The organism is Flavobacterium sp. 90, assembly GCF_004339525.1.
Taxonomy (GTDB): domain Bacteria; phylum Bacteroidota; class Bacteroidia; order Flavobacteriales; family Flavobacteriaceae; genus Flavobacterium.
Genome location: NZ_SMGE01000001.1, coordinates 5,145,453 through 5,166,694 on the forward strand (window position 1 = coordinate 5,145,453; position 21,242 = coordinate 5,166,694).

The 21,242-nt window shown below is 32.5% G+C and carries 13 protein-coding genes; 11 read left to right on the top strand and 2 right to left on the bottom strand.

Annotation, left to right across the window (positions count from 1 at the left end; all coding sequences use genetic code 11):
- Window positions 1-431 precede the first annotated feature (431 nt).
- Both C8C83_RS20755 and eptA read left to right on the top strand, forming a co-directional pair.
- Complete coding sequence (locus C8C83_RS20755) at window positions 432-1,283, top strand: phosphatase PAP2 family protein (protein WP_121330471.1); 852 nt, start codon at window positions 432-434, stop codon at window positions 1,281-1,283.
- Entirely contained in the window at window positions 1,270-2,790 is a 1,521-nt protein-coding gene (eptA, locus tag C8C83_RS20760) for a phosphoethanolamine--lipid A transferase EptA (protein WP_121331396.1), read from the top strand. Before C8C83_RS20755 ends, eptA begins: the two co-directional genes overlap by 14 nt.
- 177 nt (window positions 2,791-2,967) lie before the next feature.
- Here the strand turns inward: eptA and ilvN are convergent, their stop codons facing one another.
- Window positions 2,968-3,468, bottom strand: coding sequence for an acetolactate synthase small subunit (gene ilvN, locus C8C83_RS20765; protein ID WP_121330472.1), 501 nt, complete (start codon window positions 3,466-3,468; stop codon window positions 2,968-2,970).
- A gap of 905 nt (window positions 3,469-4,373) precedes the next feature.
- Between ilvN and C8C83_RS20770 the strand changes: the two genes are divergently transcribed.
- The 7 genes from C8C83_RS20770 to C8C83_RS20800 all read left to right on the top strand — a co-directional run bounded on the left by C8C83_RS20770 (window position 4,374) and on the right by C8C83_RS20800 (window position 17,585).
- Window positions 4,374-7,550, top strand: coding sequence for a SusC/RagA family TonB-linked outer membrane protein (locus C8C83_RS20770; protein ID WP_121330473.1), 3,177 nt, complete (start codon window positions 4,374-4,376; stop codon window positions 7,548-7,550).
- 18 nt (window positions 7,551-7,568) lie between these two features.
- On the top strand, window positions 7,569-9,083 hold the full coding sequence (locus tag C8C83_RS20775; RefSeq protein WP_132011886.1) for a RagB/SusD family nutrient uptake outer membrane protein: 1,515 nt from the start codon (window positions 7,569-7,571) through the stop codon (window positions 9,081-9,083).
- Between the two features lie 29 nt (window positions 9,084-9,112).
- Window positions 9,113-9,769, top strand: a complete 657-nt coding sequence (locus C8C83_RS20780; RefSeq protein ID WP_132011887.1) for a hypothetical protein — start codon at window positions 9,113-9,115, stop codon at window positions 9,767-9,769.
- 18 nt (window positions 9,770-9,787) lie between these two features.
- Window positions 9,788-10,780, top strand: coding sequence for a hypothetical protein (locus tag C8C83_RS20785; RefSeq protein WP_121330477.1), 993 nt, complete (start codon window positions 9,788-9,790; stop codon window positions 10,778-10,780).
- A gap of 486 nt (window positions 10,781-11,266) precedes the next feature.
- The gene (locus C8C83_RS20790) at window positions 11,267-14,275 is read left to right on the top strand and encodes a TonB-dependent receptor (protein ID WP_121330478.1); all 3,009 of its coding nucleotides are present in this window, start codon (window positions 11,267-11,269) and stop codon (window positions 14,273-14,275) included.
- A gap of 11 nt (window positions 14,276-14,286) precedes the next feature.
- Complete coding sequence (locus tag C8C83_RS20795) at window positions 14,287-15,894, top strand: RagB/SusD family nutrient uptake outer membrane protein (protein WP_121330479.1); 1,608 nt, start codon at window positions 14,287-14,289, stop codon at window positions 15,892-15,894.
- 206 nt (window positions 15,895-16,100) lie between these two features.
- On the top strand, window positions 16,101-17,585 hold the full coding sequence (locus C8C83_RS20800; protein WP_158598178.1) for a peptidase M61: 1,485 nt from the start codon (window positions 16,101-16,103) through the stop codon (window positions 17,583-17,585).
- 171 nt (window positions 17,586-17,756) lie between these two features.
- Here C8C83_RS20800 and C8C83_RS20805 read toward each other — a convergent pair whose 3' ends face one another.
- The gene (locus C8C83_RS20805) at window positions 17,757-18,599 is read right to left on the bottom strand and encodes an AraC family transcriptional regulator (RefSeq protein ID WP_121331397.1); all 843 of its coding nucleotides are present in this window, start codon (window positions 18,597-18,599) and stop codon (window positions 17,757-17,759) included.
- Window positions 18,600-18,737: 138 nt separating this feature from the next.
- On the opposite strand from C8C83_RS20805, the gene C8C83_RS20810 reads away from it, so the two are divergent.
- Window positions 18,738-19,652, top strand: coding sequence for a dihydrodipicolinate synthase family protein (locus tag C8C83_RS20810; RefSeq protein WP_121331398.1), 915 nt, complete (start codon window positions 18,738-18,740; stop codon window positions 19,650-19,652).
- A gap of 20 nt (window positions 19,653-19,672) precedes the next feature.
- Entirely contained in the window at window positions 19,673-21,241 is a 1,569-nt protein-coding gene (locus C8C83_RS20815) for an aldehyde dehydrogenase (NADP(+)) (protein WP_121330481.1), read from the top strand.
- Window position 21,242 lies beyond the last annotated feature (1 nt).

Consider the following 21,242-nt stretch of genomic DNA (forward strand, 5'->3'; position numbering starts at 1 on the left):
TTAAGCTTATAAAATTTAGAATAAACAACAGTACAATCTTCAGTTTTATTGTGTTGTAAATTAAGTATATGTTAAGCTAATACTACGTGCCGGTTATGTTTTCTAACAAATTTAAATTCTATGTTAAAAAAAATGTAATCCCGTAAAAATTCTAAATTTCTTCAGAATTGAACAATTATTTTACATTTTATTAAAGTGTAAGAAATGAACAGTATAATGAGAATAGTTAATCTTGCAGCCGAAAAATTTATTGAATTGTTAGCAGTTTTGCCAAAAAGATGGATTGGTTCGTAAGTAAAAAGAATATAGTTTTTAGTACTTACACATCGTTCATCATTAATTTCTTCTTAGGGTAAAGAAGAACGATATTTTAACCTGAAAATTATTTAAGAACATTATAAAAGTAAAAAAACATTAATACAAATAACATAATGAATACCTACATTATTAATAATTATTCAAGACTTAGACCTTTTCTATTTTTTCTTCCTGTATTTTTCCTAGCCGCAATCGTTTTGTTTTTGTACAGTCGAAATGCTTTAAGTGCAGATCAATATATACAAATTCAAAAAGATAGTTTCTATTTTATAAATCATCATTTAGGACATTATCCAAGTTTTGAATATAATCTGACTCAGATAGGAGACGCTCTTGTTTTTTTATCTTTTTTAAGTGTTTTATTTGTTTATGCTCCAAAATTGTGGGAGGCTTTATTGTCAGGATTGTTGTTTTCTCTTTTGTTTTCTTGCCCGCTTAAAAATCTATTTTCTGTACCAAGACCTGCAGCAACTTTTAATAATGATAGTTTTTTTATCGTTGGTAAAGCATTGTGCGGACACAATAGTCTGCCATCAGGACATTCTATTGTAATTTTTACAGTACTTACAGTTTTATTCTATGCTTTTATGCCTCAGAAAATTAAAATGAAAATTCTGTGGTTTTTTGCCATCGTAATTATTGGATTGATTCTTGGTTTTACAAGAGTCGCTGTGGGAGCGCATTATCCTCTTGATGTTATTATAGGAGGAATTTTTGGATATATCTCAGGATTATCAGGTATTTTTATAAGCCGAAAATTTAGAATCTTTACTTGGATTGGCAATAAAAAAGCCTATCCGGTGTTTGTTGTGTTATTTTTGATTTGCGGTATTTGCCTGATCAACAAAATAATTAATGAAGATTTAATCATCTTTTATTTAGCATTTATTAGTTTAGCCGTTTCACTTTATAAAATTAGTATCGTTTCCCTATATGAATTTACAGCCGTTTATGCCAAAAAGTAACATAAAATTGACTCATTTTGTTTTATTGATGAGTATTTTAAATTTTGTGTTTTTTCATTTGCCTTTTTACACCTATGTATTTAATAATATTGATTATAAAAGCTTAAGCGGTGTTATTCTGATTTTAAGCCTGGTAATTTTAATGTTGGTTTTAAACGCTTTTGTTTTTTACCTGATATTTTCTCTCTCACGTTATCTTGGGAAATTTCTATTGGTTGTTTTCTTCCTGATCAATGCGGTTTCAGTTTACTTTGTTAATACTTATAGTGTTATAATAGATGAAACTATGATTGGGAATATTCTTAATACCAATTATGAAGAATCCAGTAGTTTTTTCTCTTTTAAATTGATTTTATATCTGGTTTTTTTTGGCATACTTCCCAGTATTTACATCATTAAAGCCAATATAATAAATGTTGCTTTAAAGAAATTCTTAACCCTTTCTTCTCTGACTTTATTATTTATTGTTGTTTTGGTATTTGCCAATGCAAGCAACTGGCTTTGGATTGATAAAAACTCCAAACAATTGGGAGGTCTTGCAATGCCTTGGTCATATTCAGTAAATACTTCGCTTTTTTATATTCATAAAGCTAAAAAGAACGAAAAAGAAATTTTATTGCCAAATGCTGTAATAAAGGATAATCAGAAATCAGTTGTGGTTTTAGTTATTGGAGAATCTGCCAGAAGTGAGAATTTTTCTCTTTATGGCTATAAGAAAAACACTAATCCGTTGCTTTCTAAAATACCGAATGTATTTCATTTTAATGCTAATTCCTGTGCGACATATACAACTGCTGGTGTAAAATGTATCCTGGAACATACCAATTCTGATGAATTATATGAAATCTTGCCTAATTATCTTTATAGAAATAACGTCGACGTTGTCTGGAGAACTTCAAATTGGGGAGAACCTCCGGTACATATCGAGAAATATCAAAACCGAGATGTTTTAAAGAAAGATTGTAAAGGCGAAGAATGTAATTATGATGAAGTTCTTCTAACAGGATTAAAAGAACAGATTTTGTCCAGTAAAAAGAATAAAATATTAATAGTTCTTCATACAAGTACAAGCCACGGACCAACTTATAGCAAGAAATATCCGCCATCGTTTGAGACTTTTAAACCGGTTTGTAATAGTGTTGAACTTGGAAAATGTTCTCGCGAAGAACTTTTGAACGCTTACGACAATACGATTGTTTACACAGATTATATTTTATCAAAAGTAATTGAAGACTTAAAGGAGTTAAAAGAGTATAAAAGTGCGATGATTTTTGTTTCAGATCATGGAGAATCTTTAGGAGAAAAAAATCTGTATATGCATGGAGTGCCAATAAGTTTTGCGCCAAAAGAACAATACGAAATCCCTTTTATAGTTTGGGTTTCTGATAATTCAAAACAGCTCAAGCCTAATAAAACCGTTACTCAAAACCATGTTTTTCATAGTGTTTTAAATTTCTTAAACATACAAAGTCCTGTTTATAAGGAGGAAATGAATATTTTTAAATAGCTTAATTAGATAAAGTTATTCTTTTTATTTAATAGAGTAGTATCGTTTAGCATCAAATAAAAGATGAAAGCTTTGAAATAAAAAGAACAATTTTTCAAATATATTATAAGGTAAAGGCGCTAATTTTTAATAAAATTGGCGCCTTATATTTTTTACGTTTTCTTCTGATAAATATAGCTATATATCGAAAGATTCATTAGTCAGAGTAAGTGCAATTCTGGCGCTTTTTATAAATTCGATTAATCCAAATTTCTTTAATTCGGTAGTCAGATTATTGATTTCATCTTCTTGTCCTGTTGCTTCAAATACAGTAAAATCTTTTTCTATTAATATAAATCTGGCGCTATATTTTTTAAGCAAATGATTTATATGTTCTTCGTTGATAAAACTGGAAGTCGTTACTTTAAATAATCCCATTTGTTTCCATGCGATTTCTTCATTTGTACTGAAATAGCATTTATAAACTTCGATGATTTTTTCGATTTGAAGCGCAATATTTCTGGCGATTTCAAAAGTTTCATTTATAACGAGCGTACATCTGTACATTTTGTCAATTTCGCAAGTAGAGATATTGAGGCTTTTGATATTGATTTGTTTTCGCGTAAGCATAATGGTTATTTTATTGAGTAATCCCATTTGATCTTCGGTGTAGGCTGTTAAAGTATATTCTTGTTTCATTTGAAAAGTGTGTCTGAATTGTTTGAATTATTAGTAGTTAGTGTTTTCCGGAAATAAAAAAACCTTTCTCATTTATGACTGAGAAAGGTTTTTATTATACAATAGAATCCTGCCTCGTCATAAAAGACGAATAATGATAATTGCGATAATGATAATTTGTACTGAATTTTTCATGTGTATTTTAAATAAAAAAACCTCCCAAAGAGGGAGGTTTCAAATTGTATCTGTGTACTTATTTATATAACATCCCTGACCATTATCTAATGATAATAATGCTGCTAATAATAGTGATGTTAATTAAGTTTTTCATTTTGTATTTCTGATGTGCGACAAATGTATTGATTTTTATAATGCTAAAGAAAGTTTTTTTTCAAAACTATTTCCCTTAGGTTCTGTAAATTATCGGCAGTAGTAGAGTAGGTATTCCTTAAAATTGCTTTATATTATTCTATTCTTCCGGATTCTTATTATTCTTTTAAGCAAGAAGAAATAGTCTTTTATTTGAGGCGATTTACTTCAAATACAAATACTTCTTTAAAGACGATATTTTATAAATATATACTTACACAGATCTCTATAATAGAATTTCAACCGGAGTTCTTAATCCTGCTTTACGAATTGCTTTTTCGCCCTGATTTCGGGTGTTTTCTTCTTGTTTTATGAATAAAAAAGTATATAACTTAAAATTAATATATTTTTTATACGGTATGTTTATTTAATTATGAAATATGTTGTGTTTTGTTTAATAAACGGATAAGATAGTATTAATATGTGTTAATATCAGCTTTTTTGTTAACTCATATTTAACATAGTTTTACAAGTGTAAAATTAACACTAAATAAAATTACCTGTCATTTTATAGGTCTTATGAAATTTAGGTTGCATACTAAAATCCATTATATCTTATGAAGAAAAAAGTAAAAAGTAAAAATGTAAAACTATCAAAAATAGTTTTACTCCTATGTTTAATGTCGCTTTTTAAAGTTAGTAGTATTAGGGCAGAAACAATTAATTTATCATTTGAACAAAGTCAGGATAGAACTGTAAAAGGTAAAGTCGTTGATGAAATTGGAACGCCTTTACCCGGAGTTAATGTTATTGTAAAAGGCACTTCCAAGGGAACTGTAACTGATAAAAATGGAGAATTCAGTATCGATTTACCGGAAAAAAAAGATGTATTGGTATTTACATTTATCAGTATGAAAGATCAGGAAGTTATTGTTAATGGTAAAAATGATATTACTGTTGTAATGACAGATCAATCAGAATCACTAAAAGAAGTCGTACTTATTGGTTATCAAAGTGTACAAAAGAAAACGGTTACAGGCGCTATGACTACTGTAAAAAGCAAGGATATTGAGAATGTTCCTTATGCGTCTATAGATCAGATATTGGCTGGTAAAGTAGCCGGACTTACTTCATTAAGTACATCTGGTGAGCCTGGAGCAAGAACAGTAACCAACATTAGAGGATCAAATAGTGTGGGTTTGGGAGGCGTTAGTTACCCGCTTTATGTGGTTGATGGAATAATTTATGACATAAACGATATGCCAAGTTCTTACGGAAATAATCCGCTGGCGTCATTGAATCCTAACGAAATCGAATCTGTAGATGTTCTTAAAGATGCTTCGGCTTCTGCGATTTATGGTTCAAGAGGAGCAAATGGAGTTATTTTAATCAAAACAAAACAAGGATCTAAAAATCAAAGACCAACATTTAGAGTTAATGCTTATACGGGTATTGGTTTAAAACCTTCTTTGAGAAAAGTAACTGTCGGGAGAATGGAGCGTCAATTAAAGTTGGACGCTATTCGAAGAAACTTCAAAGATATGGATCAAAATTTTCATATGGCTTTGACGGATAGTTTAAATGTGTCCTTTAATAATAATACGGACTGGCAGGATCTTTTTATTCAAAATGCCAGAATTAGTAATGTTGACGCAAGTGTTAGTGGAGCTTTTGGAAAAAACCAGTATAAAGTTTCTCTGGGATATTATAATGAAACAGGCGTAATTATTGGTTATCAGCTTAAGAGGTTTTCGCCTACAATGTTTTTGTCTTTAAATCTTACAGACAAAATCAACTTTACAATAAACATGATGCCATCTTACATGGATACCAATCATGGATTTGGAAATGGAGAAACATTTCCGTTTGGAACCTGGGGATTTCCGAGTTCTTTCTGGGGCATTTCAGATAAACAAAAAAAGCAGTATCAAGGTCAGGCAGGAAATCTGGACGAAGACAAGAGAATTGGACTTTTGGCCAATACAAGGCTGAATATTAATTTTACAAAAGACTTATTATTCACGAGTTCGTTTTCTTATAATTTCTTCGAAAACAGAAGAGATCAATTCCAAAGTTCACAAATTTATGCGACAGATAAAGATGCCGCAGTAAGTGAGCATTATGCAACTAATATCAATGAGCTTGAGAATTATTTAACCTATACAAAAAGCTTTAATGAACGTCATAATTTTTCGGCCATATTAGGACAGCAAATATCTGAACAGGATAATAAAAGTTCTTATTTGCGTGGACAAGGTGTTTTAGGAAGTACTGTTTTTGATATTTCTCCCGGACCGGATTTGAGTGGTAATTCTTATATGGAAACAAAGAAACGAATGGGAATCTTTGGCCGTTTTAGTTATGATTATAAAGAGAAATACTTATTCTCGAGCAGTTATAGAAGAGATGGATCGTCACGTTATAATACAGATAAGCGTTGGACCACTTTTTATTCAGTAGCAGGAGGTTGGCTTGCCTCAGAAGAAACTTTTTTTAAACCGGTAAAAGATGTTGTTAATTTCTTGAAATTCAGAGGAAGTTACGGAGTTACCGGTAATGATCCCGCAAGTTATTATGCCCAATATAATATCTATACCGGAAACGCCAGTTATGATAATTCTTCTTTTGGGATAAACAATCCTGCTGTGGCAACTACCTATAATGGAGTTCCAACCGTATCACAAAATTATGGAGGTTTTGCAGGATCAAAAGATATAACCTGGGAAAAATATCCACAAGTGAATTTTGGTATTGACCTTAATATGTTTAACAACAGAATACAAATCAATGCCGATTGGTATGCACGTGATTCCAAGGATATTTTCTATACTAATTTAGTAGCGCCGGCAACATCTGGATATGGTTTTTACAGTGGTAATGCTGTAGATATTCGAAATACCGGTTATGAGTTTACAGTTTCTACAGTGAACTTAGGAAACAATTCTACTTTTAAATGGAACACGTCTTTTAATATTGCTTTCAATGATAATTATGTAACGAGATTGCCAGATGGTGGTAAAGATCTTACAGTTGGAGAACCTTGGCTGCAATATACATTGACTGAGGGAATGCCATTATTCAATTACAGAGTTTGGGATGTTAAAGGAGTTTATTCATCAGATTCCGATGTACCTACGGATCCTTTAACGGGGCAAAAAATGAAATTTTATGGAGAAACTATAAAAGTTGGAGATCCAAAATATGTAGATCAAAACGGGGATTATATAATTGATAACCTGGACAAAAAATATGCAGGAAGTCCAAATCCAAAAGCAACTGGAGGTATTATTAATGATTTTCGTTACAAGAATTGGTCAATGTCTATATTCTGCAACTTTGTTTATGGACGTAAAATATGGAATGGATATGTTTCGGACAGACTTAACGGATCAAAATCTGCAGCTCCTTGGTCAGATTGGGGTTCTCGCGCAACGGTTGGTACCATTCAGGATATAAATTATTATCAAGGACCTGGCGATACTACAGCCGAGTTTGGAACCTTGTTTACTAACTACAGTAATGTGGACCGTTTTCATATTGCCAATTCTCAATTTATTGAAGACGGAAGTTTTTTTAGAATAAAAAATATCAGATTAGGGTATGCAGTTCCCGAAAATTTTGGAAAAAAAATAGGATTAAGCGCATTGCAATTTTATGCTATGGCAGATAATGTTGCTTTGTTTACAAAATCTACTTTGCCAGATCCTGAAGCTGTTGGAGCAGATGGATTTACTACAGGAAACAATTATCCATTGGCAATTAAATTCACTCTTGGATTATCAGCAACATTCTAAAAAACAAAAACGAAAAAGATGAAAACAACCTATAAAATTAAATATATACAACAAGTGCTTGCTGTTTGTCTTGTTGTTGTATCCTTGAATTCCTGCTCTGATTATTTGGATGAAAAACCAATAAGTCAGCCTTCTAATGTAACTTTTTGGAGAAATAGCAATGATGCTAATTCTGCCGTTGCAGGAGGTTATGCACAATTGCGAAAAGCGTTAAACTCAGGATTATCATATTATGCTCACGGAGATCTTGGAACCGATGTTTTTTCTACGGAAAGAGAACTTCGATCTGATTTTACAGATATCATGAAATTCAAATTGGGAATATCAGTTCCTTTAACAGAAACCTGGAAACCCATGTATAAGGTTAGGGATTTCTCGATTTTTTATGCAGCGATAAAACAAGCCGATTTATGCCTTAAGCATATTCCGGAAATTCCAAAAGATGAGTTTACAGACTACGATGCACAGTACAATCAATATATTGGAGAAGCCTATTTTATAAGAGCGTTTTCTTATTTTTATATGGCTCGTGTTTGGGGGAATGTTCCAATTGTTGATGGTTCAGATCCTGATATTGTTGATACCAAAAATTATAAACGAGAAGATGTGGCAAAAGTACTTCTTAAAGCTACTGAAGATTGTCAGTCTGCAATCAAAAATCTTTCATGGAATTACAGCACAGATACTGATAGAGTAGTTAGAGCAAATGCCGGAGCTGCTTATGCATTACTTGCTCATATTTATGCGTGGTCGGGTAATTATAGTGCCTGCGAAACTGCTGCTGCAAAAATTATCGATAGTAATTTTTATACCTATGTAGATCGTAACAATTACATGAATGTTTTTGCTGGTCAATCTTCAGAATCTATATTTGAAATTGCTCAAAATTCTCAAAGCGAAGCACAAGCAGGAGATCGTCAAAGTCTTACCAATTACTTACTTAGAGGAGAATATTTAAAAACACGTTTGAACGAAAAAGAAACAGTTTGGCAATATGATCTTACTACGCTAAAGCAAACTTTCTTTAACGATGCAAATGATTTAAGAAGAACCAAAGGTTTTGCAGAATTTTCAAGCGATTGGCCCATTTTACTTAAATATTCTAAAGTTACTTACACAAGTCCTACATCGCCTTTGAGTATCAATAACATCTTAATTTTTCGTTTGGCTGATATTGCTTTATTGCAAGCAGAAGCTCAGGCTGCACAAAATAAATTTGATCAGGCAAGAGCAACATTAAACCGTATTCGGAAAATGGCTGGTTTAGAAGATTCAACTGCAAGCGATGATAAATTATTTGAAGCAGTTATCGAAGAACGCGGTAGAGAATTGTTTATGGAAGGGCATCGTTTTTATGATTTAGTGCGATTAGCGCGTGCCAAAAAGATATACAAATTTGGAGATTCAAGTTCTAATAAAATAACAGCAAGTCAGTTTGTGAGCGGAAAAAGTTATTGGCCAATACAACCTACATTATTAGAGACCAATATATTGTTTACGCAAACTGAATATTGGAAATCTGAAGCACAATAATTTATAATAAATATATAAAAACTACAACTATGAATTTATTTTTAAAAAATAGCATAATAATCTTAATCGTTATTATGAGTATTACCGCTTGTGCAAAAGATGACTATTTAACTGATAGTGGAGTAGCGAAAGCAGAGACTCCATTAACGGCATATGATTATTTAAAAGCACATAAATATCAGATGTTTGATACACTAATTACCTTAATAGATCATTATGATTTAAAAGAAACAGTTAATTCCTCAGGAACTTTCTTTGCTGTAAATGATTATAGTATAAGACGTTTTCTAAAGGCTAAAACCGATTCTCTGAAAATAACCTCGCAGTCTGATGAAGCAAAATACACACTTGATGATTTATTGAATGATCCTACTGTAACTTCTAAAAGTATTTTGCAATATGTTTTTAAGGATAAAATACAATTAAGTACAGCGACAACTACTGGTCAGGAATATAAATCTCTGGCAGATACTTTAATTACAATAAAGAAAATTAAAACACTGGAACCAGTTTATTATGAACATAGCGATGCTCCGGTATATTTTCTTTATTACTGCAAAGACAACAAAGCAAATGAAGTATGTCAAACTACAGATATTTTGACTCAAAACGGAAATGGCACTGTACTTCATGTTCTTAACAACACACACTTTTTTAATCTCTTTTCAAAAAAGATTGGAAATTAATTTAAAATAAAATTCATTATGAGAAAAAATATAAAAATAGCTGCGTTTTTAATAGCATTATTACTCGTTGTTACAGCTTGTGAAAAACCTGAAATAGGCTATTTAAGCGATAACATTTTTTACAATAATAGTATTTATTATGTCGAAAGAGGAAAAACAACTTATTCGTCTCCAATAGTAGCAAATGGTTCATCGTCTCCGCTAAATGTTGAACTTCTAAAAGTAAAAGATTCAATAGGAAACGATGTAACTGCAGTTTTTAAAGAACCTCAGCACATTAAAGTTTATGATCAGCCAGTAACTTATCTGGACTCGACTATGGAGTTGCTTAATTCCAGATTTAAAGACAGTATTGTTCAGCCTTTTAGAATAAGTCCAATAGGGGGCCGCATGGAGTTTACTCCGGCAACAACCTTTTTACCGGGAGGAAGTTATACCATAGATTTAAAAGTAAACAATGTAAAAGGAGAGAAAACGATTAATGATGCGGTTAAAATTGTATTGACAAATTCAACGGGAGTTCCTTTTCAAAATGTATTTAAAAGAGTAAGAGATTATTCTGAAGGATCTACTTTAAACAATACTGACGATGAAAATATAGTAATCGATGTGAATTTTGTTCCGGGTACACAAGAGGAAACAAAGTGCATTTATAAATTTATAGATAAAAACGGAGTTGCTTTTAATCCAAAAGCGGGCGAAATTGCAAGATGGCTTCCAAACTGGCCTTGTATAGACAATTGGGATCCTTATTTTAAACCTGTATTAACAGACACAGCAATCGAACATAAAATGCCGGGGTTAGTTGGTTTTAAATTTCCTTATTTTAATAGTTTAGTCGTTGGCGGACAATCCTGGGATCAGGGAGGTGATGCGCTATCTTATTTTAAAATTCCAAAAGGATATCTTAATGAGTATAATGTAAATATACAAGTAGCATTTGCTTTTCGTTTTTATGCACAAGGAACCTTTAATATAACCGTGCATTTGAAAAAACTGACCAAAAAATAATTGAAATATATAACCCGTTTGGCAATGTCACTAAGTTAAGCTTTTAGAAAATAAAATTAATCTCGCAAAGACACAAAATCGCAAAGATTTTTGTCATTTCGACGAAGGAGAAATCTCCGCGAGAAGCTCGACAAAGATTGGATTCTTGTTACAGAGTTACTCGCGGAGATTTACTTCGTCTGTTCGCTATCGTTCGGGTCTCCTTCGTCGAAATGATAAAAATCTTTGCGATATGGTTTAAACATACAGTAAATCAGTACATGATTATGGATAACATTATATGTTCTGTTTTTGGGTTATAATTATAGATATTTAAAAAATATACATAAAATATTGTTAAAATGATTAGATATTTTTAAATAAACAAATAGTTAGTCAAAAAAGGGATAATATAATACTATGATGTGGTAATATCGGCATTTTTCTTAACTCAGGTTTAACATAATTTTACAAGTGTTAAAAATACACTAACCAAATTATTAAATTATGAAGCCAACCACGCATGTTTTAAAAAGTACTGCAACATCCTCTCACAGAGAAAAGATGTTCTTTACGATTTTGTTATTGTTTGTTTTTTTTAGTTCATTTTCACAACAGAAGATCAGCGGTAAAATTACAGATGCAAATAAGATTCCAATACCGGGAGTGTCAGTTTTAGAAAAAAACACAACTAACGGAGCTGTAAGTGATTTCGATGGAAATTTTCAAATTACACTTAAAAATAAAAACTCAAAATTGGTTTTTACTTATTTAGGTTTTGTAACTCAGGAAATTTCAGTTTCAGATAAGAATGTAGTAAGTGTTGTTCTTCAGGAAAGTAAACAAGAATTAAATGAAGTAGTAGTTGTAGGATACGGAACTCAGAAAAAATCAAGAATTACAAGTGCGATAGCGAGTGTAAAAGAAAAAGATTTTACAAGAGGAGCAATCAACGATGCTTCTGATCTTATAAAAGGTAAAGTTGCCGGTCTAACAATTAGCAACGGTTCCGGAGATCCGGGTTCATCGCCAAATATTACATTACGTGGATTTTCAAGTTTAAAAGGGAATAACGGTCCTTTGGTCTTAATTAATGGTGTACCGGGAAGTATTGATACGGTTGCTCCAAATGAAATTGCTTCGATAGATGTTTTGAAAGATGCATCGGCAGCAGCAATTTACGGAACCAGAGGAGCAAATGGAGTAATTCTTATTACAACAAAAACAGTAAATAGCGATATACCGCCAACAATTACGTACTCAACATTTACCACAACATCTACTTTTGCTAAAAAAGCTAAATTTATAGATGCCAGTCAACAAAGAGCTTTACGCTCTCAAGGTTTTACAATACCTTTTGCTGATGGCGGTGCCAGTACAAATTGGTTAGATGAAATCTCAAAAACGGGAGTATCTCAAAATCATAATTTAGCTTTTAAAGGTGGAACGGCTAAAACAAATTATATAGTAAACCTTAATTATGTGAATCAAACCGGGGTTTTTAATAATACCTATAATAAAGAATACCGATTTTCATTTGATGTCAATCATAGCATGTTCAATGATAAGTTAAGGATTAATTTAAGCTTATTAAACGGAACACAAGATATGGGTATTGAGGAGGGAATTGCTGCATATGCATACAGACAAGCAATGATTAGAAATCCTACTGCTCCGGTATATAATCCAAATGGTACTTATAATGAAGATAGAAATAAGCTTCAATATTACAATCCAGTAGCGATTTTGAATGAAACGACGCAAGATAGAAATAGTACTTGGCAAAGATTTACCGCTAATTTAACTTTGGATTTATTACCGGGATGGGATGTAGGTACGCAGCTTTCAAAAAATAAAAATACAGCTTTAAATGGATATGTTGAAACTAAAAAACATTATTCAAATACAATAAATGGTAGAAATGGAGTTGCTTCAAGAGATACAGGAGCTACAGATAATGATTATGTTGAGATAACATCAAAATATCATAAAACTTTAGGAAACCACGACTTTACAGTATTAGGCGGTTATAGTTATCAATATACTGTTAATGAAGGATTTTCTGCCCGTAATTCTGATTTTCCAACAGATGCATTTTCGTATAATAATTTAGAAGCAGGAAATGGTTTGTCAGATGGTACTGCATCTATGGATAGTTATAAAAATGACAGTAAATTAATTGGATTCTTTGGTAGGTTAAATTATAATTTTAACAGCAAATACGATTTGTTATTTAGTATCAGACGAGAAGGTTCTTCTAAGTTTGGAAACAATCACAAATGGGGTAATTTCCCGGCGGTTTCTGCAGGATGGAGTATCAATAAAGAATCTTTCCTAAAAGACGCTACTGCTGTAAATACTTTAAAATTAAGAGCAGGTTATGGAGAAACAGGAGTAATACCAAATGATCCTTATATGTCAATGACATTGTACAAATATGATGGATATTTCTTTAGTAACGGAAAATGGGTTAAAGGTTTAGAGCCGGTAAGTAATCCAAATCCTGATTTGCGTTGGGAGAAAACAGCAGAGGTAAATATTGGTCTTGATTTTGGTTTTTTCAATAATAGAATTAGCGGAAGCGTTGATTTCTATAATAAAAAAACAAGTGATATGTTATGGGATTATAAAGTACCAACTCCTCCTTATTTGTTCCCTCAAATTACGGCAAATGTTGGAAAAATGGAAAATAAAGGATTTGAAATTCTTCTTAATACAATTCCTGTAAGAACAAAAGATTTCACTTGGAACTCATCAATGACTTTTTCGCACAATAAAAATAAGCTAACGAGTCTTTCTAATGATTTATATAAAATTGAAGGAGACTATTTGAATACCGGAAATACAGGAGATCCAATTTCATTTGAAACACACAGATTAGAAGTAGGACAATCAATTGGTAATTTCTGGGGGTTGAAATCTGTAGATATAACGGGACCTTCATCTAAACCGGAAGAAGATAGAAAATGGATCGTAGAATTACCTGACGGTACTAGAAAAACACTTAGTACAGAATTGTATAACGATGCTAATAAACAATATTTAGGAAACGGTATTCCGCAATATTATGCTGGATGGACGAATACTTTTTCTTATAAAAGATTTGATTTAAGCGTTGTATTAATAGGAGCTTTCGATTATCAAATCCTAAATACACAACGTATGTTTTATGAAAATCCAACAATTGCTTACAATATGTTAGACAGTGCATATGATAAAGTATATGGTAAAGAGTTACTAAACTACAATCAAACCTACGTAAGTTATTATATTGAACAAGGAGATTATGTAAAAGTAGACAATGTAACTTTCTCCTATAATTTTGATGTAAAACCATTGAAATTTATCAATGCAATGAGATTGTATGTGTCTGGAAATAATTTAGCTACAATTACAAAATACAAAGGACTTGACCCAGAGATAAAAAGAGAAGATCCTTTGTCACAAGGAATGGATGGAAGAGATAAATATCCAAGTACAAGAGGTATTACACTAGGTTTAAATCTAACTTTTTAAATTAAATCAAAATGAAAAATAAAAATATAGTATATAAAATTCTTATTTCGGGCTTATTCCTTTTAGGAACAGGATGTACGAATCTAGATGAGACCGTTTATGATCAGGTAAGTGCCGAAAATACTAAATTAACAGCTGATGATTTAGCGAGTATTATTGCTCCGGCTTACAACTCTTTTAGACAAATTTATTCAGATTGGGATGCTATTTTTAACCTGTATGAAGATTCATCAGATTTAATGGTAACACCTCAGAGAAACGGTATTGGCTGGGGAGATTATTACATCACAATGCACAAACATAGTTGGGGTACAGCGCTTCCAATGGCCGAGGGTAACTGGTTTTATATGTATACTGGAGTAAATAAAGTCAATAGAGCGATATACCAAGTCGAGCAATTAGAAGGTGTTGATAACAAAGAAAATGTTATTCAGGAATTAAAAGCACTAAGAGCAATTTATTATTATTTGCTATTAGATAATTTTAGAAATGTTCCTATTGTAACTTCCTATATCAATCCTCCTGGATATTTGCCAGTTCAAAATACCGGAAAAGAAGTTTATGATTTTGTAGAAAAGGAATTAAAAACAGCTTTACCTTACTTAAGCGACAAGAATAATTCTTCGACTTATGGTAAAATTAATCAATGGGCTGTAAAAATGACTTTGGCAAAATTATATTTGAATGCCGGAGTTTATTTAGGAACACCAAAATGGGATGAAGCTTTGGCTCAGGTTAATGATGTTATCAATAATGGAGGTTTTAAACTGAATTCTAATTATCGAGACAATTTCATCATCAAAAATGAATTTTCTACAGAACAAATATTATCGATTCCTTATGATCAGATAAAAGCACCTGGAACGAGCTGGCCATATAGAACATTGGCAGCTGCAAGTCAGGCAACTTTTGATTTAGCTGGAGGACCTTGGAACGGAACAGGCGGAATCCCTCAATTTATAGATACTTATGATCCGGACGATCAAAGGTTAAAAGATTGTTGGTTAGGAGGAAAGCAATTTACAAGTAAAGGAGATCCGATAATGTTAGACGATAAAGTAACACAATTTGAGTATATTAATTACATGACCAGCGTTGATGGTTGTGAGCCAAATGAAGGTTACAGAATGGTTAAATATGAAATTGGTCCCGGTCTTGTAGGACAAGCAAGCAATGATGTTCCTTTTTACAGATTGGCAGATGCTATGATGATCAAAGCAGAATGTTTATTAAGAAAAGGAGACGCTGGCGGAGCTGCAGCAATTGTTACAGAATTACGACAAAGAGATTTTAAAAATACCAATCCTGCAAAAGCAACTGTAACAGGTGCAAAACTTATGGGAGGAAGTGTTTATAAATACGGAACTTATCAGGCTGGAGTAATTACAAATTTAGAAGGTGGTGCAGACATTCAGTACGGTGGTTTCCTTGACGAATTAGCTTGGGAATTTGTTGGAGAAGCGCACAGAAGACAAGATTTAATCCGATTTGGAGTATATTCAAAAAAATCATGGTTCTCTAAAAAAGCAGATCCAAGTGGAGATTTCAGAGCTATTTTTCCAATTCCGCAATCAGAAATGGTTAAGAATAGCAATTTGAAACAAAATCCTGGATACTAGAAATAATATGAAGATTTTACAAGTTGGTTACTTGTAATTATAAGTGTGTGAGAAGCTGTTCCTTGTTTAGGAATGGCTTTTCATTTTTAAATCAAACAATTATGAAACACAAATCAAAAATTATAAAAGCTTGTTTTTTTCTGATCGTTTTTCAATCTTTTTTTTCCTCTAAAGTTATAAGTCAGACGAAAAATAAAGATTTGAAAATGAATTTTTCGGTAGCTTCACAAAATCCCGAAACTCATTATCTGGAAGTTGTTCTGGGTTTTGAAAATTTGTCCTCAAACAAAACAAATCTGATACTTCCGGTTTGGACGCCGGGCTATTATTTAATCCTCGATACACCAAGATATATTGTAGATTTTGATGTAGAAGATACCAATGGAAATAAAATAAATTGGACTAAAAAAGCCAAAAATTGCTGGGTTGTCGAAAACGGAAAAACATCCAAAATTAAAGTGAAATATAAAGTTTTTGCCAATAAAAAATCGGTTGCAGAATCTTATGTCGATGCTGATAAAGCTTTTTTAATGCCGAATACTATTTTTATGCATGTAGAAAATGCATTAAATAATCCCGTAACACTAACTATTAATCCGCATAAAAACTGGAAAAAAGTTTCCACCGGATTAAAACCAATCCATGAAAATGGACTTGCTTTTTCAGCCAAAAATGTAGATGCGTTTTATGACAGTCCGATTTATTTGGGAAATCAAAAAATAATAAATTTCGAACACGAAGGAAAATCATATTCATTAGGAATTGCGACTCCCGAAGGATTAAAAGAAGAAAAATTCACTACAGATCTCAAAAAAATAATGTCCGCAACAACGGCAATTATGAAAAAAGTTCCGTATGATTATTACAGTTATATTATGATGGAATCCGGTGGTGGAGGTCTCGAACATTCAAATTCACAAGCGATATTTACCAACGGAACTTTCGATTTTAAATCTCCTGATGAATACACCGATTTTTTGAATTTTGTAACACACGAATATTTTCATCTTTATAATGTAAAAGCCATTCGCCCAATAGAATTAGGACCTTTCGATTATAATAAAGAAAATTATACCACCATGTTATGGGTTTCAGAAGGTTTTACCGTTTACTACGAATACATCATTATGCTCAAAGCAGGTTTACTCGAAGAAAAAGAAGCACTGAAATATATTACCGAATCGATAAAACGCTACGAAAATATCGAAGGAAGTAAACACATGTCGTTGTCGAGATCTAGTTTTGATATCTGGCTTAACTTTTTTAATAACGAAAGCAACGCCAAGCAAACTACAATTTCCTATTACAATAAAGGACCAATTATTGGATTTTTACTGGATTTAGAAATCAGAAATAATACTCAAAACCAAAAATCATTAGACGATGTAATGCGTTTTTTATACAATGAATATTATGAAAAAAACAAAAGAGGATTCACAGAAGCCGAATTCTGGAAAGCATCTGAACAAATCGCAGGAAAGTCATTAACCGAAATAAAATCGTATGTTGATACCGTAAACGAAATTGATTATCAGAAATATTTAAAATACGCAGGACTTCAAATCGATTTAAGTCCGATAAATTCTAATGCAAAAAAGGATAATCTTATCGAAAGAAATTTTGAAATAAAAGAATCACCGGAAGCTTCAGCATTACAATTAGAAATCAGGAAATCTATTTTTAAATTATAATTATTTTCATATAGTTTGTCATTTCGAGGAACGAGAAATCTCCACAAGTAACTCCGCAACGAAAATCCAATCTTTGTCGAACTTCTTGTGGAGATTTCTCCTCTGTCGAAATGACAATATTATGTTTAAACTTTGCATCTTAGCGTCTTTGCGAGATAAAAAAAAATCAGCTTAAAACTGAGCACGATAATGCGAAGGCGAAATCCCTTTCAATTCCTTAAATTTTCTATTGAAATTGGCAATATCCTGAAAACCACAAAGCTCAGATACAGAAGCAATCGAAAGATCTTTTTTATTGTGAAGTAATTTACACGCATTTTCAATTCTGATTTCAATCAAAAACTGAAAAAAAGTTTTATTAGTACGTTTTTTAAAATAACGGCAAAAAGCATTTTTACTCATATTTGCCTTTTCTGCAACTTCATCAAGAGTAATATTCTGATGATATAATTCGATGGCATATTCAAAAACAGCACTCATTCGGCGACCTTCATCATCCGTATATTTCTTTTTGTAAACAAAAGAAGAAAGAGGCGTTTTCTCTGAAGAAATAATAATATTTATAATTTTCAGGAAAGAAGCAATGCGTTGTATTTTATTCTGTTTTTTTAGTTTATTAAAATGATGCGTAATTTTCTTATGATTCGAAAGTATTTTCATACCATACTCCGATTCTTTAAAAAAATCATCAACAGAACTCATATCATTCAGACTAAAAAAATCTTTACCAAAAGAAGTTTTAGTAAAAAACAAAGTCAGCATTACAGATTCCGGACTTGCCTCGACATTACTTCTAAAAACATGAGGAACATTCTCACCAATTACTAAGATATCGTCCTCTTTATAATCGTTTATCGAATCTCCCACGATTAAAGTTCCCGAACCTTTTGCAATATAGCTTATCTGAATTTCTTCATGCTGATGCAATTGATCGTAGAAAACACGCTCAATATCTTCCTGATAAATTAGAGCTTCTCTTTCGGTTTTAGGTATTTTAAAAGGTAGAATTTTCAACGTCATGTTTTTTAGATATGTAAATATTAACAAAAAAAACAGATTATACAAAAGAATTGGTAATATAGTACTGATAAAGGCTAATAATGACACAGAACTACTTTTTTTTAAGCTTTATTTTTGATAAAAATTATGAATATGAAAATTAAATGGGATGGCGTAATGCCAGCTGTAACAACAAAGTTTACAGCAGAAGGTCAACTGGATCTTGTAATGTTCGAGAAGAATATTAAAGCACAAATTGAAGCTGGAGTTAATGGAATTATACTTGGTGGAACCCTTGGAGAAGCAAGTACATTGACGAAAGAAGAAAAAGAGATTTTAATAAACAACACTTTAAGAATAGTCGAAGGAAAAATTCCGGTTATTGTAAATATTGCAGAGCAAACTACCAGCGAAGCAATTACTCTTGCAAAACGTGCTGAAGAGTTAGGTGTAAATGGTTTAATGCTTTTACCTCCAATGCGATACAAAGCAACTGATTACGAAACTGTTGTTTACTTTAAAGAAATTGCTCAAAGTACTTCTTTACCAATTATGATTTACAATAATCCTGTAGATTATAAAATTGAGGTAACACTTGATATGTTTGAAGAACTTTTAAAATTGGACAACATTCAGGCAGTAAAAGAATCAACCAGAGATATCAGCAATGTAACAAGAATCAGAAATCGTTTTGGCGATAGATTAAAAGTACTTTGTGGTGTAGATACTCTTGCACTTGAAAGTTTAGTGGCTGGAGCCGATGGTTGGGTTGCAGGTCTTGTAGTAGCATATCCTGCCGAAACTGTTGCAATTTACAAATTGGTAAAAGCTGGAAAAGTAGACGAAGCAGTAGCAATTTACAGATGGTTTATGCCATTATTAGAATTGGATATTTCTCCACAATTAGTCCAAAATATTAAACTTGCCGAAGTAGCAACAGGACTTGGAACAGAAAATGTAAGAGCACCAAGACTTCCGCTACAAGGAAAAGAAAGAGAACGCGTTTTGTCGATCATTGATTTTGCAATGAAAAACAGACCAGTATTGCCAGCCTATAAAACTATTTAATTAAAGATTAAAAGAAAGCGATGACTACAGGAAAAAATTATATTGGAGATGTGCTTTCCGCGAAAGGTAAAACGACTTACAAAACAATAAATCCCGAATTAAATTCGGAGAATGAAACTGTTTTTTATGAAGCTACAGCCGAAGAGATTTCTGAAGCTGTAGCATTGGCCGAAGAAGCTTTTAAAACTTACGGAACAATTGCAGACGTAAAAAAAGCAGATTTCCTTGATGCTATTGCCGAGGAAATCGAAGCTTTGGGCGAAGATTTACTAACGACTTACATTCAGGAATCAGGACTTCCGGCAGGAAGAGCAAATGGCGAACGCGGCAGAACAACCGGACAACTTAGAGCATTTGCAACCATGCTTCGCGAAGGTTCATGGGTTGAAGCGATCATCAATAAAACAGAAGGAAAACCGGATATTAGAAGATTACAGATTCCAATAGGACCAGTTGTCGTTTTTGGAGCAAGTAATTTTCCGCTTGCATTTTCTACTGCTGGTGGCGATACCGCGAGCGCATTGGCAGCGGGTAGTCCTGTAATAGTAAAATCACATCCGCTTCATGCTGGAACAGGCGAATTAGTAGCTTCGGCTGTTATAAAAGCAGCCAAAAGAACTGGAATGCCAAATGGTGTTTTCTCAAACCTAAACAGCAGTGGTGTTGAGGTTGGAGTAGCGTTGGTAGAACATCCGTCTATAAAAGGAGTTGGTTTTACCGGAAGTATAAAAGGAGGAACAGCACTTTGCAAAATTGCAGCCAATAGAGCTATTCCAATTCCGGTTTATGCTGAAATGGGAAGTATAAATCCTGTGCTTATTTTACCTTCGGCTTTAAAACTAGAAAGTGAAAAATGGGCTAAAAATTATGCTGCTTCAATCGTAGCAGGAACAGGACAATTTTGTACAAATCCGGGACTTATTTTAGGAATAAAAAGCGCTGAGTTAGATAATTTTATTACTATTTTAGCTTTAGAGACAGATAAATTAGACCCAACTTGTATGCTGCATCCGAATATAAAAAAGCAATACGAAAGTCTAAAATCAGAAGTGCTTGGGCAAGAAGGATATACGCAGGAAACCAGTTTAGAGAAAGAGGTAAAACCAAATTATGCATTGCAAAATATAATTGCGGTTGATGGAGAAACCTTCTTAAAAAACAAAACATTTCACAAAGAAGTTTTTGGGCCTTTTTCTGTAGTGGTCAAATGTGATGATGTGCAGCAGCTTAACACCATTATTGCGGAGTTGGAAGGACAATTGACAGGAACAGTTTTAAATGCTGATTTGCAAGAATGGGACAATTTCAAAGAAACAATCGAAAACCTTAAAAATAAAGTCGGACGATTGATTTTTAATAATGTTCCAACAGGAGTAGAAGTTTGTTCCGGAATGACTCACGGCGGACCTTTTCCTGCAAGTTCCGACAGTAAATTTACTTCTGTAGGATTAACAGCGGTTAAAAGATGGGTTCGTCCGGTAACTTTTCAGGATTGGCCGGATCAATTATTACCAAACGCTTTACAGGACAAAAATCCTTTAAATATTACCAGAACTGTAAACGATATACTAACAAAGAACGCTATATAAT